Origin of the sequence: Vibrio bivalvicida, assembly GCF_001399455.2 — a bacterium.
GTDB lineage: Bacteria > Pseudomonadota > Gammaproteobacteria > Enterobacterales > Vibrionaceae > Vibrio > Vibrio bivalvicida.
The window spans coordinates 378278-393921 of record NZ_LLEI02000043.1; the positions used below are offsets into that span (position 1 = coordinate 378278).

The 15644-nt window shown below is 44.2% G+C and carries 13 protein-coding genes; 11 read left to right on the forward strand and 2 right to left on the reverse strand.

The window, feature by feature from the left end; all coding sequences use genetic code 11:
- Nucleotides 1-53 precede the first annotated feature (53 nt).
- The 4 genes from APB76_RS16110 (at nt 54) to APB76_RS16125 (ending at nt 5370) form a co-directional block, all read left to right on the forward strand.
- Nucleotides 54-1016 carry a S1 family peptidase gene (locus APB76_RS16110; RefSeq protein ID WP_054961918.1) on the forward strand — a complete coding sequence of 321 codons (963 nt, stop codon included), beginning with the start codon at nt 54-56 and terminating at the stop codon, nt 1014-1016.
- A gap of 73 nt (nt 1017-1089) precedes the next feature.
- Nucleotides 1090-2103: a S1 family peptidase gene (locus APB76_RS16115; protein WP_054961919.1), complete on the forward strand. Its 1014-nt coding sequence runs from the start codon at nt 1090-1092 to the stop codon at nt 2101-2103.
- A 149-nt stretch (nt 2104-2252) separates the two neighbouring features.
- The gene (locus APB76_RS16120; RefSeq protein ID WP_049843229.1) at nt 2253-2921 is read left to right on the forward strand and encodes a LuxR C-terminal-related transcriptional regulator; all 669 of its coding nucleotides are present in this window, start codon (nt 2253-2255) and stop codon (nt 2919-2921) included.
- 160 nt (nt 2922-3081) lie between these two features.
- Nucleotides 3082-5370: an ATP-binding protein gene (locus APB76_RS16125; protein ID WP_054961920.1), complete on the forward strand. Its 2289-nt coding sequence runs from the start codon at nt 3082-3084 to the stop codon at nt 5368-5370.
- A 21-nt stretch (nt 5371-5391) separates the two neighbouring features.
- Here the strand turns inward: APB76_RS16125 and APB76_RS16130 are convergent, their stop codons facing one another.
- A complete protein-coding gene (locus tag APB76_RS16130; RefSeq protein ID WP_054961921.1) occupies nt 5392-5655 on the reverse strand; it encodes a DUF3012 domain-containing protein in 264 nt (87 codons plus the stop codon).
- A 309-nt stretch (nt 5656-5964) separates the two neighbouring features.
- Between APB76_RS16130 and rbsD the strand changes: the two genes are divergently transcribed.
- From rbsD to APB76_RS16165, 7 genes are all read left to right on the forward strand, one after another.
- Nucleotides 5965-6384, forward strand: coding sequence for a D-ribose pyranase (gene rbsD, locus APB76_RS16135; RefSeq protein WP_054961922.1), 420 nt, complete (start codon nt 5965-5967; stop codon nt 6382-6384).
- 24 nt (nt 6385-6408) lie between these two features.
- A complete protein-coding gene (gene rbsA / locus APB76_RS16140; RefSeq protein WP_054961923.1) occupies nt 6409-7914 on the forward strand; it encodes a ribose ABC transporter ATP-binding protein RbsA in 1506 nt (501 codons plus the stop codon).
- Entirely contained in the window at nt 7911-8894 is a 984-nt protein-coding gene (gene rbsC / locus APB76_RS16145; RefSeq protein ID WP_054961924.1) for a ribose ABC transporter permease, read from the forward strand. Before rbsA ends, rbsC begins: the two co-directional genes overlap by 4 nt.
- A 60-nt stretch (nt 8895-8954) precedes the next feature.
- Complete coding sequence (gene rbsB, locus APB76_RS16150) at nt 8955-9833, forward strand: ribose ABC transporter substrate-binding protein RbsB (protein ID WP_004745594.1); 879 nt, start codon at nt 8955-8957, stop codon at nt 9831-9833.
- 142 nt (nt 9834-9975) lie between these two features.
- Nucleotides 9976-10896, forward strand: a complete 921-nt coding sequence (gene rbsK / locus APB76_RS16155) for a ribokinase (protein ID WP_049843223.1) — start codon at nt 9976-9978, stop codon at nt 10894-10896.
- Between the two features lie 29 nt (nt 10897-10925).
- Nucleotides 10926-11930, forward strand: coding sequence for a substrate-binding domain-containing protein (locus tag APB76_RS16160; RefSeq protein ID WP_054961925.1), 1005 nt, complete (start codon nt 10926-10928; stop codon nt 11928-11930).
- A 124-nt stretch (nt 11931-12054) separates the two neighbouring features.
- A complete protein-coding gene (locus tag APB76_RS16165) occupies nt 12055-13599 on the forward strand; it encodes a DUF3369 domain-containing protein (protein ID WP_049843221.1) in 1545 nt (514 codons plus the stop codon).
- 11 nt (nt 13600-13610) lie between these two features.
- Here APB76_RS16165 and APB76_RS16170 read toward each other — a convergent pair whose 3' ends face one another.
- Nucleotides 13611-15554, reverse strand: a complete 1944-nt coding sequence (locus APB76_RS16170) for a PAS domain-containing sensor histidine kinase (protein WP_193395090.1) — start codon at nt 15552-15554, stop codon at nt 13611-13613.
- Nucleotides 15555-15644 lie beyond the last annotated feature (90 nt).

A 15644-nucleotide genomic window follows, 5' to 3' on the forward strand; every position in this document is an offset into this window, starting at 1 on the left:
TTTTGTTTGTATAATTCTGTACAATTACATGGATTTGATGAATAGGATTTATTATGAGAAAGATTTCAGTGGTACTTTCTTGCCTTTGGGCAGCGAGTGCTTATAGCTTGGATGTTAACCCATATATAGTTAACGGATCACCTGCCAATGTAAGTAGCTTTCCTTCGTTCGCTAGTTTGTACTTTAATAATGGAAGCCAATACGGGAACTACTGTGGTGCAACGGTGATTAATTCACAGTATATTCTTACTGCAGCTCACTGTATTTATCAAGATAACAACCAGAATTTACATACTTGGGTTGTTCCTCAGTTAACAGACCTGTCTCAATACCCAAATGGCAGTTACCAATCTGCTCGCGCAAAAGAGTTTTATTTCCCTGACGATTATGTTGACTCTACTGCCCAAGGTTTACCAAACGACATAGCAATTATTAAGCTAGAGACACCACTCAATATTTCTGATTATCAGTATTTGTTGAATACAACAGAAAACGACACTTATGCCCAGAACAATGGTTCCAACTCATTTAAAGCCATTGGACATGGTTTAATTGAGGGCAACGTCTCTTCTAGCGGGGTTTTGTTGGAGACAAGTTTAGAGTTAAAGAATAAGTCTGTATGTGGCACCACTGACAAGCAGCTTTGCTTTGATGGTGCGCAAAGTGGTTCTTATAAGAATTCTACCTGTAACGGTGATTCTGGAGGACCTGTTTATACGTGGGACGGTAGTAAGTATGTCCAAATAGGAATAACAAGTTACGGACCGACAAAGTGTGGAGACCCAGCACAGCCAGCAACATCAGTTTTTACGGAAACTTATGATTACAATGGTTGGATTAATAGTGTGATTTCTGGTGGCCAATCACCAAAGTACTATGTTTCAACTGCCACCAACGGTAGCCGTTCATTTGTTGACACTACTGTTCAGACTAGTGCTGGTGGTGGAGGCGGCGGCTCTCTAGGTTTCGCCTTTCTAACCCTATTAGGTTTTGTTGGTTGGAGACGCAATCAATAATATCTCTATGAAATGACGCACTTTCTACATCGTAATCTAAACTTAAAGAGTGATTACGATGTAGGAAGAATGTATGAAAGCGTCAGTTCGGTTACTTTGCTTACTACTGCTTACTAAACTCTGTTATGCCGTTGAAGTTACACCCTATATTGTCAACGGTAGTGATGCCAACATTGTCAATTACCCCTCATTTGCAAGCCTGTTTTTCCGCAATGGCAATGTCTATAGTTCGTCATCTTATTGCGGCGCAACGATGATCAATTCGCAATATGTTCTTACCGCTGCGCACTGCATTTACGGTGATGATAATCTGATGCTTAACACCGTTGTTGCACCTCAGTTAGATGATGAAAGTAATTTTCTCTCTAATCAGCAAGCCAAAGCTTTAGAGTTTTACTACCCAGATACTTATATTGATTCATCAGCAGAGCTTTGGCCCGATGACATTGCCATCATCAAGTTAGAAACACCGTTGGCAGTCTCCGACTATACCTCACTGATAAACACGACTATTAACAATACTTTTTCAGTCAGTGATACCTATAAGGCGATTGGGCACGGCTTAATTGAAGGAAATGTTTCTGGTGGGACTAACTTACTAGAAACGACGCTAACCTACATGACAACCTCAGCTTGCCAAGCGGAATACGGAAGCAAACTGACCTCAAGCCATCTTTGTTTTAGTGGACCAATTAGCGGTAGTTATCGAAACTCTACCTGTAGTGGCGATTCTGGTGGGCCAGTGTATTGGTTTAATGGCTCTCAATACATACAAGTTGGGATTACGAGCTTTGGTCCTTCATCATGTGGAGACACGAGTAGTGTGGTAACCTCTGTTTTTACTGATGTTCACGACTATCAAGCATGGATAGCACGTGTGATTAATGGCCTCGAAATCCCGAAAGCTTATGTCGTCACAACTAATGGTGTAAGGAGCTTGGTGACTAACTCACCAATTACCACTGTTTCCCCCTCCCCTAGTGGAGACAGTGGAGGGGGCTATAATAACCTGTTGAGCCTTTTCTACCTGCTACTAGTACTTTTAGTGCGACGTTATTCAATATTCCCCATGCGCATATTCAATTAAGATTATTCTTACAAATGAGAATGCCCTATCAATTCATTGAAATTATGGTGTGTTTTTGCTGAATAACTCTTGAATGAGTAGATTGCTGTGTTGACTAATTCTTTCTAAACGATAGTTTTAAGTCATCGGTAAGTCGTTTAGGGATCGCCATGATGAATAATGATATCTACAAAATTACGCTTATTTCTGATGTAACGATGCAGTCAAAACTGCTGAAAGATTCTTTGGAAAAAGGACTCTCACTTCAAGTAACCATGGTTACATCTGATGCTTTAGAAGAAGTTGAAGAGGGTAGCTCATTACTTGGCAATCTTGTTCTTATCGATTACCACTATCTTGATGAAAGTAAGTTTGAGGCGTACAACCAAGCGAAAATAGTCAGTCAATACGCAGTCAAAGAAATCGTATTCAATTGCCCAAATGAAGCGCCTTCAAGCCATTTGTTTAAGTGGCGCAATTTGGTCGGTGTTTTCTATGTTGATGATGAAGTATCCTTGCTGCTCAAGGGGATGGAAAAGATCATGAACGATGAGATGTGGTTATCGCGCAAAGTTGCTCAAGACTATATCGAACACTTCCGCTGCGCGAATACAGTGACCACGTCTCAAGCCTATGCCAATTTAACCAAACGAGAGAAAGAGATCATGCGCTTGCTAGGGCATGGAGCATCTAATATTCAAATTGCGGAAGAATTGTTTGTTAGTGAAAATACGGTCAAAACGCACTTGCATAACATCTTTAAGAAAATTAACGCTAAAAACCGATTACAAGCACTACTGTGGGCAAACAATAACATTGCGTTGGAAGAGCGGGTTTAATCGCGCTAAAAGTTAATTTTCCTTGCCAGGCCAAGCGACAATGCTTGGCCTTTTTTATTGAAAAATTTCATCTATAAACACAAATTTCCCACCATATTTGGATGGTCTAAAGAGCCTAAACTACGCTTAGTTGAGTAAGTGTATAACCATTAGGTGTGGAATGGCAGACAAAGAGCTTATTTCATTGCTCTGGTTGCTAGGGTGTACCTGTATTGCCTTGTTTATGCAGGCAGGGTTTACTCTGATCGAGACTGGCAGTGTACGCGCTAAAAACTCAGTTAATGTCGCGATGAAAAATCTCGCTGACTTTATCGTTGTGACGGTGGCTTACGTAGTATTTGGGTTTCACCTTAGTCAGGGCGAAAGTCTGTTCTCTTTTTCTACAATTTCTATGGCGCCGGAGTTTCTGCCAAAAATCCTTTTTAACGTGATGTTTGTGACCACTGCTGCGACGATTGTATCTGGCTGTGTTGCAGAGCGTATGAGTTACAAAGGCTACATTTACACCTCATTGATCATTGCGTTGATTACCTATCCCATCGTCGCCTTTTGGACTTGGAATCCAAGCTCGTGGTTAAACTCCAGTGGTTTTTATGACTTCGCTGGTGGCACAACGGTGCATGTGGTTGGAGGAATGATTGGCCTAGTTGGAACAATCATTGTTGGGCCAAGGAAGGGGCGTTTCGACAAAAAGTCGGTGAGAGAGATCCCTTCCTATAGTCATACCTTGGTCACCTTGGGTGTATTTCTGATGCTATTTGCTTGGTTAGGGTTTAATGGTGGAAGTTTATATACATTCGATCAACGAGTTCCGAAAGTACTATTTAATACGCTGGTATGCGGTGCTATCGCGGGGTGTACTACTTTGTTCTGGTTACATCATCACCGTCATGTTCCTGTGTTTGTTGTACTTAATAGTGTTCTGGGGGGCTTGGTGATCGTCACCGCTGGTGCAGATATCATGGGAATGGTCGATTTACTGTTGTTAGGCGTGTTTGCTTCTTCCTGTATCATTTTAGGTGACCGTGTATTGATTAAAGCTAAGGTCGATGATCCGGTTGGTGCTATCCCTGTTCATCTTTTTTGTGGGATTGTCGGAACCTTATACACCGGACTTAAAGTAGGATGGTTACTCCCAAACGAAATAGGCGCTCAGATTGCCATCCAAATGGTAGGCTTGGCAATGGTCATTACTTGGTCTGCCCTAAACGCTATCGCGATATTTCTAGTGTTGAGAAAAATGAGTTTAGATAGAGTCACAGAGCAAGAAGAAGCAATGGGTCTTAATGTTAGCGAACATGGTGTGAGGATGAGTTGGCTTGATACGGTAAGCACCATCGAACAAATCAGCCAATATGGAGATTACTCTCGTCGCGTGCCTATAGAATTTGGCACAGAAGCAGGGGATGTGGCGATTGCGTTCAATAAACTGCTCGATCGACTAGAAAGCAACATTGATGTACTACACCAAGTTGCCAAAGGGAATCTTGAAAACTTGGATATCACCCCAAGTAGTGATAGAGACATCATGTCTAACTCACTTAAAACGATGATTAGTGGGCTTCGTTCATTGATAGATGATGTCGAAGGGCAATTACAAAAGCAGACTTCAAAGGAAGACACACATTCACTATATACTTTGATTGAGCGCTTCAAACGTACTCAAGACCAGTTAATGGAAGCAGAAAAAATGTCTGCGTTAAGTGGAATGGTTGTCGGCGTTGCACATGAGCTAAATACTCCATTAGGCGTATCCGTCACGAGTTTGTCCATATTAAATGAACGTTTGTCTTCGATTCAAACAAGTTTTAGAGATAAGACCATTTCTCAAGATGATCTTAATGAATTCTTATCCATCGCTAATCAATGCATGGAAATGCTAATTTCGAATATCAACCGCTCAGTGGAGTTAGTCAGTAAGCTAAAAAATATTGATCAAAAAATGACGGTAGAAGAGCCTCAGTTGGTTGAGTTAACACAGTTATTTAAAGACGTTGTCACTCATACAGAAGAGTTATTCAAGGAGCATCAAGTGTCCGCGCAAATCGATTGTGATGAAAAGTTAAGAGTATACGTAGCACCCATATCGTTAGCCTGTGTGCTTGAAGAGCTTATGACCAACTGTGCTCTTCATGCATTTACGGAGTCTCAGTCTCTGAGCCGGGAGGTAAAGCTAATTGCTAGACAAGATAAAACACACACAACGATCAAAGTCGAAGACAACGGTAGAGGGATTAGTGAAGAAGACCAATCTAAGATTTTTCAGCCTTTTTTCACCACACTAAGAGCACGAGGAGGAACAGGACTAGGGATGCATATGGTTTACAATATATGCACCCAAAAACTACGGGCAAGCATTGAACTGGAAAGCGCGCTAGGTGAAGGCACGAAATTTACAATCACACTTGAAAATAGAATTGATCTTGAGGGGCGAGCATCTGTTTTGTAGCAAATGCTCGCTAAGTGGTGTTTAGAATACACAATGCTTGGCGTAACCAGTTGCGTCGTTAGCGCTCCAATCAGCCTTTGGCTTATCTTCTAAGTCATTGCACCACGATTCACTGCCTACAGCATCTTGCAGTACACAGTGCCTAGCGTAGTCTACCGCGCCCTGAGCGTTCCACTCACTTTTGGGTTTGTCAGTCATCTCGTCACACCAAGTTTGAGTTCCTACCTCAGTTTGGCAGGCACTAAGCGTTATAAGAGCAACGAAAGAAAAAGCGATCTTTCTCATATTAAATTCCACATATTATCCAGGCTCACACTATACCTAAACTGGGCATGCAATTTGTCATTGGCTCTTAAAATAGTATAGGACATGGCGTATCGAAACGTTTCGATGGGTGATCTGAATCACTTTGAAAAGAGAATAGTCACTAGCAAAACGGATCAATTTCACACTCTATAAAATCGAGTCTCGAAATTCTAAAGTGACGGACTATTATGCTATCGAAACGTTTCGATGAGTGTTTTCTCAATAACTAACTAAATAGAGAAATAAAGACTCGCCGTACGATAAACGTATTATTGGAAGGTCGATGAGATGAAGAAAAGTACCCTAATAAATTCAGAACTTTCGTATTTGGTGGCGACATTGGGCCATACCGATGAAATCACTATTTGCGATGCGGGTTTACCTATCCCTGATGAGGTGCAACGCATTGATTTAGCACTGACACATGGTGTTCCTTCATTTCTAGAGACAGTGCGAGTGCTTTTGACTGAATCTCAGATCGAAGGTGTCATAATCGCGGAGGAGTTTGCCAAGGTGAGCCCCGCTCATCATGAGGCGCTGGTTAAAGAGCTGGCAACAGAAAGTGAGCTAAGTGGTAAGCAAATTTCGGTGACTTACATTTCGCATGAAGAATTTAAAGCGAGAACCGAACAGAGCCGAGCCGTCGTGCGCACTGGTGAATGTACACCTTATGCGAACGTTATATTTCAAGCAGGTGTGGTTTTTTAAGCCGCAGGACAGTAGGGAAGAATTATGACTCAAGCCATTCTTCAACTAAGCTCGATTGAGAAGGCATTTCCTGGTGTTAAAGCTTTGGATAAAGCGAGCCTCAATGTGTATCCAGGACGCGTAATGGCGCTGATGGGTGAGAACGGTGCAGGCAAGTCGACGTTAATGAAAGTTCTGACGGGTATTTACACCAAAGACAGCGGGACTATTCATTACCAAGCTGAAGCTGCGGCCTTCAAAGGTCCAAGAGAATCACAAGAGGCTGGGATAAGCATCATTCACCAAGAGCTGAACCTTATTCCTGAGCTAACCATCGCCGAGAACATCTTTCTAGGCCGCGAATTTACTAGTGCATTCGTCGGTATTCAGTGGGGCAAGATGTACGATGAAGCGGACAAGTTACTGGCACGCTTGAACGTCAAACACAGTTCTAAGACTTTGCTGGGTGACCTAAGCCTAGGTGAGCAACAAATGGTAGAAATCGCTAAAGCGCTGTCATTTGAATCTAAGGTCATCATTATGGATGAGCCGACCGATGCCTTAACGGATACCGAAACCGAATCTTTGTTTACAGTGATCAATGAGCTTCGTGAGCAAGGCTGTGGCATTGTTTACATCTCTCACCGTCTTAAAGAAATCTTTGAAGTTTGCGATGACATTACCGTGCTTCGTGACGGAAAGTTTATTGGTGAATGCTTAGTTTCAGATACCGATGAAGATGGCCTTATCGAGATGATGGTGGGTCGCAAGCTTGATGAGCAGTATCCACGCATTGACGCTCGCCATGGTGAAACCTGCCTAGAAGTCATTGGCCTGACAGGTTCTGGTGTTCAAGACGTCAGCTTTACTCTTAAACGCGGCGAGATTCTGGGTGTATCAGGTTTGATGGGCGCAGGTCGTACTGAACTAATGAAGGTGATCTACGGCGCGCTACCTAGTGAGCGGGGCGTGATTAATCTCGATAGCAAAACCATTAACCCAGTCAGCCCGCAAGATGGGCTCGCCAATGGTATTGCTTATATATCTGAAGACCGTAAAGGAGATGGCTTAGTGCTGGGGCTTTCGGTCAAAGAGAATATGTCTCTGTGCGCGCTCGATAAGCTGACCAAAGGTGGACGTATTCAGCATGGTGAAGAAGTGGTAGCCGTTGAAGACTTTATCAAGCTATTCAACATCAAAACACCAACCCGTGACCAAATTATTGGCAATCTATCCGGTGGTAATCAGCAAAAAGTTGCGATTGCTAAAGGGCTAATGACCAAACCAAAAGTGCTGATTTTAGACGAGCCGACTCGTGGCGTCGATGTCGGTGCGAAAAAAGAGATATATCAACTGATAAACAAATTTAAAGCCGATGGCATGAGTATCATTCTTGTCTCATCGGAAATGCCAGAAGTGTTAGGCATGAGCGACCGCATCCTCGTTATGCATGAAGGTCGAATCAGCGGCGAGTTTGATGCAAAAGACGCCGATCAAGAAAAACTACTCGCCTGTGCCGTAGGCAAAAAGATTAATGAGGAAGCAGCATGAGTACTAATACCATGAGCAAACCAACGGAAATACACAGCAAGAAACTGTTTAGCAAAGAGTGGTTGATTGAACAAAAATCACTGATAGCACTCTTGTTCCTGATTGTTGTCGTGTCATTCTTGAATCCCAACTTTTTTACGGTCGATAACATACTCAACATTCTGCGCCAGACGTCGGTTAACGCGATCATTGCAGTCGGTATGACACTGGTTATCTTGACCGCAGGTATCGATCTTAGTGTTGGCTCAGTGTTGGCGCTGTGTGGCGCATTTGCTGCAAGTTTGATTGCAATGGAAGTGCCAGTGCTTGTCGCGGTGCCAACTGCTTTACTTGCGGGTGCTGCTCTAGGTGCAATTAGCGGCATTATTATCGCCAAGGGTAAGGTTCAGGCCTTTATAGCGACTTTGGTTACCATGACGCTTCTACGCGGTGTAACCATGGTTTACACCGACGGTCGACCAATCTCAACGGGTTTTACAGATACCGCCGATGCATTTGCATGGTTTGGAACTGGCTACGCTCTAGGCATTCCAGTTCCAGTCTGGCTGATGGTGTTTGTCTTTGCTGCCGTATGGTATTTACTCAACCACACCCGTTTTGGCCGATACGTATACGCTCTAGGTGGTAACGAATCTGCCACGCGACTATCTGGTATTAACGTTGACCGTGTGAAAATCGGTGTCTACGCGATCTGTGGTCTTCTCGCTGCATTGGCAGGTATCATCGTGACATCACGCCTTTCTTCAGCACAGCCAACCGCGGGTATGGGCTACGAGCTAGATGCGATTGCAGCGGTAGTACTTGGTGGTACCAGCTTAATGGGTGGTAAAGGCCGTATTATGGGTACTCTGATCGGTGCGTTGATCATCGGCTTCTTGAACAATGCTCTAAACCTACTCGATGTTTCCTCCTACTACCAAATGATCGCGAAAGCAGTGGTAATTCTACTTGCGGTACTGGTAGACAACAAAAACAAGTAAATCATAACTAAATCGAGCCAAGTGACGTGTCTTGGCTCACCCTACACAAGGACTGAGAAAATGAAAAAACTAACGACTCTTATCTCTGCTGCACTACTTTCGTCAACCGTTTCTGTTTCAGCGCAAGCTCAGGACACGATGGCAATCGTACTGTCTACGCTGAACAACCCTTTCTTCGTTACGATGAAAGATGGTGCTGAAGCAAAGGCAAAAGAGTTAGGTTATGACCTAATCGTACTAGATTCGCAAAATGACCCAAGCAAAGAGCTGTCAAACATTGAAGACCTGACTATCCGTGGCGTTAAGGCGATTCTAATCAACCCAACGGATTCAGACGCAGTGTCAAATGCGATTCGTATGGCAAACCGTTCTAACATCCCAGTATTGACGCTAGACCGTGGTGCGAGCCGTGGTGAAGTGGTGAGCCACATTGCTTCTGACAACGTTGTTGGCGGCGAAATGGCGGGTAACTACATCGTTGAAAAAGTGGGTATGAAAGCGAAAGTTATTCAACTGGAAGGCATTGCGGGTACTTCTGCGGCACGCGAGCGTGGTGAAGGCTTTATGAATGCGGTTAAAGGCAGTGAAATGGACGTTCTTGCGAGCCAACCTGCGGACTTCGACCGTACTAAAGGTCTTAACGTAATGGAAAACCTGCTAGCGGCTAACCCAGATGTGCAAGCGGTATTTGCTCAGAATGATGAGATGGCTCTAGGTGCTCTGCGCGCAGTTCAAGCATCGGGTAAAGATGTGATGATCGTTGGCTTCGATGGCACAGATGACGGCATCGCAGCGGTTAACCGCGGCAAGCTATCTGCAACTATCGCTCAGCAGCCAGATCTTATCGGCGCACTTGGTATCGAAACTGCTGACAAAGTACTGAAAGGTTCTCAAGTAGAAGAGTACATCCCGGTACCGCTGAAAGTTATCACTAAGTAGTGAGTTAGCCAATTTTGTCCTTCTCCCCGTTTATGTCTGTCGTCTAGGGGAGAAGGGCGAATAGCCATGCGCTTTTTTACAGAGTCCATCGCTATTACTCCTGTTCACATATAAGTGGCTCTAGCGAGCCGAGGATTACCTTATGAATAAGTTAGTGGTTTTAGGTAGTGTTAACGCTGACCATGTTCTTCAAGTGCCTTCTTTCCCTCGCCCTGGCGAGACGTTACATGGTCGAAGCTATCAAGTTATTCCTGGTGGTAAAGGGGCAAACCAAGCCGTAGCGGCTGCAAGATTAAATGCGGATATCGGCTTCATTGCTTGTGTCGGTGATGATGCGTTTGGTATCAACATTCGCGAAAACTTCAAGATGGATAACATCAACATTGCCGGCGTTAAAATGGAGCCAAACTGCCCAACCGGTATTGCAATGATTCAGGTTGCCGATAGCGGTGAAAACAGCATCTGTATTTCTGCAGAAGCGAATGCAAAACTGACCGCTGATGCGATTGAGTCAGATTTAGAGCAGATTCGTTCGGCAAAGTACCTGCTGACGCAATTAGAAACGCCGATTTGTGGTATAGAAAAAGCGGCCAAAGTGGCCAAAGAATCGCGTACCAATGTGATTTTAAACCCTGCACCGGCTCGTCCACTTTCGGATGAACTGCTCGCCTGTGTCGATGTTATTACGCCAAATGAAACAGAAGCGGAAGTGCTTACTGGGATTACCGTGACGGATAACGATAGTGCGCAAGAAGCGGCGAACGAACTGCATCGTAAAGGGATCGAAATCGTCATGATTACCCTTGGCGCGAAAGGGGTATGGCTGAGTCAAAATGGCCGCGGAGAGTTAATTCCTGGCTTTAAGGTTGATGCCACAGACACAACCGCAGCAGGAGATACCTTTAATGGGGCATTGGTCACTGGTCTGCTAGAAGATTTACCTTTAGAATCAGCGATCAAATTTGCTCATGCAGCAGCGGCTATCTCTGTGACGCGTTTTGGTGCTCAGACATCCATCCCGTCGCGAGAAGAAGTCGATGCCTTCTTAGCAGAGCAAAGCTAACGTCTAGCCACAAGCAAGGAGAGAATGACATGGCGACAATGAAAGATATCGCAAGAGTTGCGGGTGTATCGACCTCTACGGTGAGCCATGTCATCAATAAATCTCGTTTCGTCAGTGAAGAAATCTCTGAGCGCGTCAATAATGCCGCCCGTGAGTTAAACTACCGCCCGTCTGCATTAGCTCGCAGCCTTAAAGTCAATCGAACTAAAACCATCGGCATGCTGGTGACCACCTCGACTAACCCGTTTTTCGGTGAAGTGGTAAAAGGGGTGGAGCGCAGTTGCTATCAACAAGGTTATAGCCTGATCCTGTGTAATACAGAGGGCGATCACGAACGGATGCGTGAGTCGATCAATACCTTGCTGCAAAAACGTGTCGATGGCTTGATCTTGATGTGCTCTTCACTCGAAGGTGAGCGTTTAGAAGTCTTTGAGCAATACCAAGACATTCCAGTCGTTGTTATGGATTGGGGGCCGATGCTGTTTACCAGTGACAAGATTCAAGACAACTCATTGCGCGGTGGTTATCTAGCGGCGAAGCATTTAATCGAGTCTGGTCATAAACAGATTGGTTGTATCACTGGTCCATTGGTCAAACACCAAGCTCAAATGCGTTATGAAGGATATAAACGGGCTCTGAACGAGGCCGGACTTGTGTTTAAAGCTAATTGGATCATAGAGTCGGACTTCGAGTGTGAAGGTGGCTATGATGCCTTTAACAAAATGGTGGCGAAAGGACCACTACCCAGTGCGATCTTTGTATGCAATGACATGATGGCGATGGGGGTGATCAACGCAGCTAACGAACAAGGTATTCGTATCCCCCAAGATCTCTCCATCATTGGTTATGATGACATCCACATTGCAAAATTTATGAGCCCATCTTTATCTACGATACATCAGCCCAAGTACCGTTTAGGGAAAGCAGCAGTAGAAGCTTTACTCAAGAAGCTGGATGGCAGCAGTACAGATACCCAAGTGGTGCAGCTAGAGCCGACCTTAGTTAAGCGATCTACGGTTACTCAGCTTAGCTAACTCACCTATTTAGTTCCACTATACTGAGCAGTGGAATAGTCATTTGCTTAGTGTGTAAGTAGTAAGTATTTGCAAATTTGTGCTAAACCTAAAGAATGAACTCATTTGCTATATTAGGTACTACATGGAGTTGTTTGCCGACAAAAGACAGCAAGAAAGTCCGGAGGATAACCCGGCCAATGAGACTATTCCCTCTGAACCGTGGCTAGTATTGTTGGTGGATGATGATGTTCAAATGCATCAAGTGACTCGTTTGGCATTGTCTGGCTTTTCGTTCGAAGGTCGTCAACTCAACCTAATCTCAGCGTACTCTGCGCAAGAAGCCAAGATTATTTGTCAACAGCATAACGATATAGCTTTAGCACTGGTTGATGTGGTGATGGAAACAGAGCATGCAGGGTTAGAGTTAGTGAAATACATTCGTGAAGATTTAGGTAACAGCTTGATGCGAGTTGTTTTGCGCACTGGGCAAGCAGGGCAGGCTCCAGAAGATATTGTTATCCGTGAATACGAAATTGATGACTATAAAGAAAAAACCGAATTGACGACCCAGAAGCTTAAAACCCTGCTTTATTCGATGCTTCGCTCATACCGTGATTTGTGTCTGATTAATCAGCAGAAGTCGGGTCTCAAAAAAGTCATCGAGTCCTCGGCGAAAGTTCAAAATACCACAACGTTACAAGCTTACGCTGCCTCGGTTTTGGAGCAACTCACCTCGTTACTTCAGCTTGAAAAGTCAGCCTTTTATTGTGTTGTTAAACCGCGTCCGAATGGAGAGGTCACACGCGCTCTTACGTTGGCGGCTACGGGCGATTATGTAGATTGTTACAGCGAATGTGCATTTAACAAGTTACCGGATGATGTCGCTGAGCGATGTCTGCAGGTATTGGACCAAGGACATTCGCAACATTTCGGTGACGCGTTTATCCTATATACTAGCGACGATCAGGGTGTTGATAGCTTATTGTATGTGAACTTCCATAAAGATTTGTCCGAGTTAGATGTTCAACTGCTCGAAATCTATATGCAGAATATCGGTTTGACCTTTGAGAACTTGAGCTTGCTACTGGATATAAAGGAAACGTCGAAAGAGTTGGTGTACAACTTGGCTAACGCGGTAGAGGCAAGAAGCCGAGAAACCGGCGCGCATGTTCAACGGGTTTCTTTAATCTGTGAAAAACTAGCCTTGCTGTATGGTCTAAATGAACATGAAGCCGGGATGCTTAAACACGCTTCTCCACTGCATGATGTGGGTAAAGTAGCTGTTCCTGATTCCATTCTTCATAAGCCCGGGAAACTCGATGCAGAAGAGTGGGAGATTATGAAGAAGCATGTCGATTATGGTGTTGAGATATTGAGCCGCTCCAAACGCCGCTTAATTGTCATGGCAAAAGAGATTGCTGCTTATCACCATGAAAAGTGGGATGGCTCAGGTTACCCCAACGGGCTTAAAGGCGAAGATATCCCCATTAGCGGACGTATTGCCGCACTAGCCGATGTTTTTGACGCACTTGGTGCTAAGAGAAGTTATAAAGAACCGTGGAGCGATGAGGACATTCGCGCCGAGATACTGAAGCAAAAAGGGGCACATTTTCAGCCGCAGCTTGTTGATTTGCTCATTGGCCATTGGGAAGAGTTCATCGAAATACGCAACTCCTTGCCTGATTAAATGGTGTAATCTCAATGGTGGTCAGGAACATCATTTGTTGGCAAATTTATTGGTAGTTTTAGCTCGAATCGAACCCCTTTGCCAGGTTCAGAGTTAAAGCTAAGTTCTCCCATAAGTTTCTGTTTCACTAGATTAAAGACTAAATTTAATCCCAAGCCAGACCCTCCTTTACCACGTTTGGTCGTAAAGAAAGGTTCAAAAATTTTCTGATGTAAAGACGCCTCTATACCACTCCCGTTGTCGCAGTATTCAATCATCATCATGTCCTCTTCTTGGTGGAACTGGATCGAAATACTTGGTGTGGTCTGTTCATTGAACGCGTGATTAATACTGTTCATAATAAGGTTTGAGATTACTTGAGTGAGCACTCCTGGGAGGCTATTCATCGCCAACTCGGTATCGCCTTTCAGTTCAGGAACCACAGGCACTTTTCGCGTTTCAGGATGTAAGCTAGCGATGAGGGCATCTAACACTTGATACACCTGAAAATGGCTACGACTTTCAGACACTTGATCGACAGCGGTTTGTTTGAAGTCTCTAATCAATTTCGCTGCTCTATTGAGATTGTGTTCGAGCATAGTGCTGCTGTCTGACATTCTTTCCATGATCGATTTAAATTGATCGGTTGTTAGGGTTTGATTGGTGAAGGCTTGGTTAGCTTCTTGGGTGATGTCACGAATCACCGAGGTAGCAGTGACTGCGATTCCCAACGGAGTATTGACTTCATGGGCAACACCAGCGACTAGCCCTCCAAGAGCGGCGAGCTTTTCTGATTCGACCAGTTGTTCTTGGGTATGCCTCAATTGCTCCATGCTTTGTTTTAAATCTAAGGTACGTGTGGCCACCGTGTGTTCTAAGTTCTGGTTAAGCTCTTCAAGTTCTATTTGGGTCAGTTTGAGCTCGGTGATGTTTATTGCTGTTCCGCGAAAGCCAACGAAATGATCGCTTTCATAGCGAGCTTTTGCTTGAAATAGCAGGAATTGAGTTATGCAATTTAAGGTAATCGTCTCTTCACACATCGAGAAGCTACTTCTCTGTAGCAGCTTTTCGTGCAGTGAAGAGCAATGTTTCAGTGCAGGTATCTGACTAACCAGAGGTTTACCAAGACTATCAATTTCAAAAGCATCTCTCATACTGTCGGAGCAATAGACAAGGTGACCCAATTGATCGGTTTCCCACAACCAGTCAGACGAAACATGAGCAAACTCCTTTAGGCGCTCTTGTTCTTGTTTAATGCTGTCGTAAAGTCGAGTGACATTATTGGTGATCTTGTTGGCTTCTTCAGCTAACCAGTCAAGCTCGTCATCTTTTTCTGATACCCACGCTTGGTGCTCAAGGACCAAAGGTTCAGCCGGGTGACGAGGGTTGTATCTTCTTAGATACTGTGCAATTGAGAAAATCCTTTGATTAACGCTGCGATGAAAAACCATCAGCACCAAATAACAAACAAGTAATGTTTTTCCTGCATTGAGGAGTAGGGTGTATACCGCCTGCCAAATCAAGTAATCGTAGATCTCTTGTGCATCAGACTGAACGTAAATATGACCGATTTCCTCAACGCGCGAAGTATTTGGATGCTTGTATATCAAAGGATACTTTTTGGTGATTGCGTTTTCGATGACTTCTGTGCCAGCTTCAAAAGTGTAGCCGCCACTTTCGACTCTGAGATAGTCCACTCTCGGCAAGTTCACCAAGCCATCAATCTCTTGCTGAAGAATTAAAAGGTCAAAGTCCCAAACTGAAGAGGCAATGATTGGAGCGTGTATATCGCGTATCTCAAATTGACGCTGTTTAACGGTATCGAACTCTTTCCTGTAGTCCCACGATAATTGCAGTAACGTGGTAAAAACAGTAATTAAGCCGCTAAGTAAAACCATGATAAGAATGATTCGCCGCCCGATCCGGCTGTATAAAGGACTGTTTTGGCTATCTTCTATGTCTTTACTACGAGTCATGGCATTAATTCGAAAGTTTATTTTTGAGTATAGACGTTCAAATGTTGTTTGATGCGGAAAGCGAGTGGAGAGTTTAGCTAAGGCAACTAC

Excerpts from the sequence above, each read along its gene's own strand:
- rbsA (WP_054961923.1), top strand. The coding sequence starts at position 6,409 with ATGACTCAAGCCATTCTTCAACTAAGCTCGATTGAGAAGGCATTTCCT.
- rbsB (WP_004745594.1), top strand. The coding sequence starts at position 8,955 with ATGAAAAAACTAACGACTCTTATCTCTGCTGCACTACTTTCGTCAACC.
- APB76_RS16170 (WP_193395090.1), bottom strand. The coding sequence starts at position 15,554 with ATGACTCGTAGTAAAGACATAGAAGATAGCCAAAACAGTCCTTTATAC.
- APB76_RS16130 (WP_054961921.1), bottom strand. The coding sequence starts at position 5,655 with ATGAGAAAGATCGCTTTTTCTTTCGTTGCTCTTATAACGCTTAGTGCC.
- rbsC (WP_054961924.1), top strand. The coding sequence starts at position 7,911 with ATGAGTACTAATACCATGAGCAAACCAACGGAAATACACAGCAAGAAA.
- APB76_RS16160 (WP_054961925.1), top strand. The coding sequence starts at position 10,926 with ATGGCGACAATGAAAGATATCGCAAGAGTTGCGGGTGTATCGACCTCT.
- APB76_RS16120 (WP_049843229.1), top strand. The coding sequence starts at position 2,253 with ATGATGAATAATGATATCTACAAAATTACGCTTATTTCTGATGTAACG.
- APB76_RS16125 (WP_054961920.1), top strand. The coding sequence starts at position 3,082 with ATGGCAGACAAAGAGCTTATTTCATTGCTCTGGTTGCTAGGGTGTACC.
- APB76_RS16115 (WP_054961919.1), top strand. The coding sequence starts at position 1,090 with ATGAAAGCGTCAGTTCGGTTACTTTGCTTACTACTGCTTACTAAACTC.
- rbsK (WP_049843223.1), top strand. The coding sequence starts at position 9,976 with ATGAATAAGTTAGTGGTTTTAGGTAGTGTTAACGCTGACCATGTTCTT.
- APB76_RS16165 (WP_049843221.1), top strand. The coding sequence starts at position 12,055 with ATGGAGTTGTTTGCCGACAAAAGACAGCAAGAAAGTCCGGAGGATAAC.
- rbsD (WP_054961922.1), top strand. The coding sequence starts at position 5,965 with ATGAAGAAAAGTACCCTAATAAATTCAGAACTTTCGTATTTGGTGGCG.
- APB76_RS16110 (WP_054961918.1), top strand. The coding sequence starts at position 54 with ATGAGAAAGATTTCAGTGGTACTTTCTTGCCTTTGGGCAGCGAGTGCT.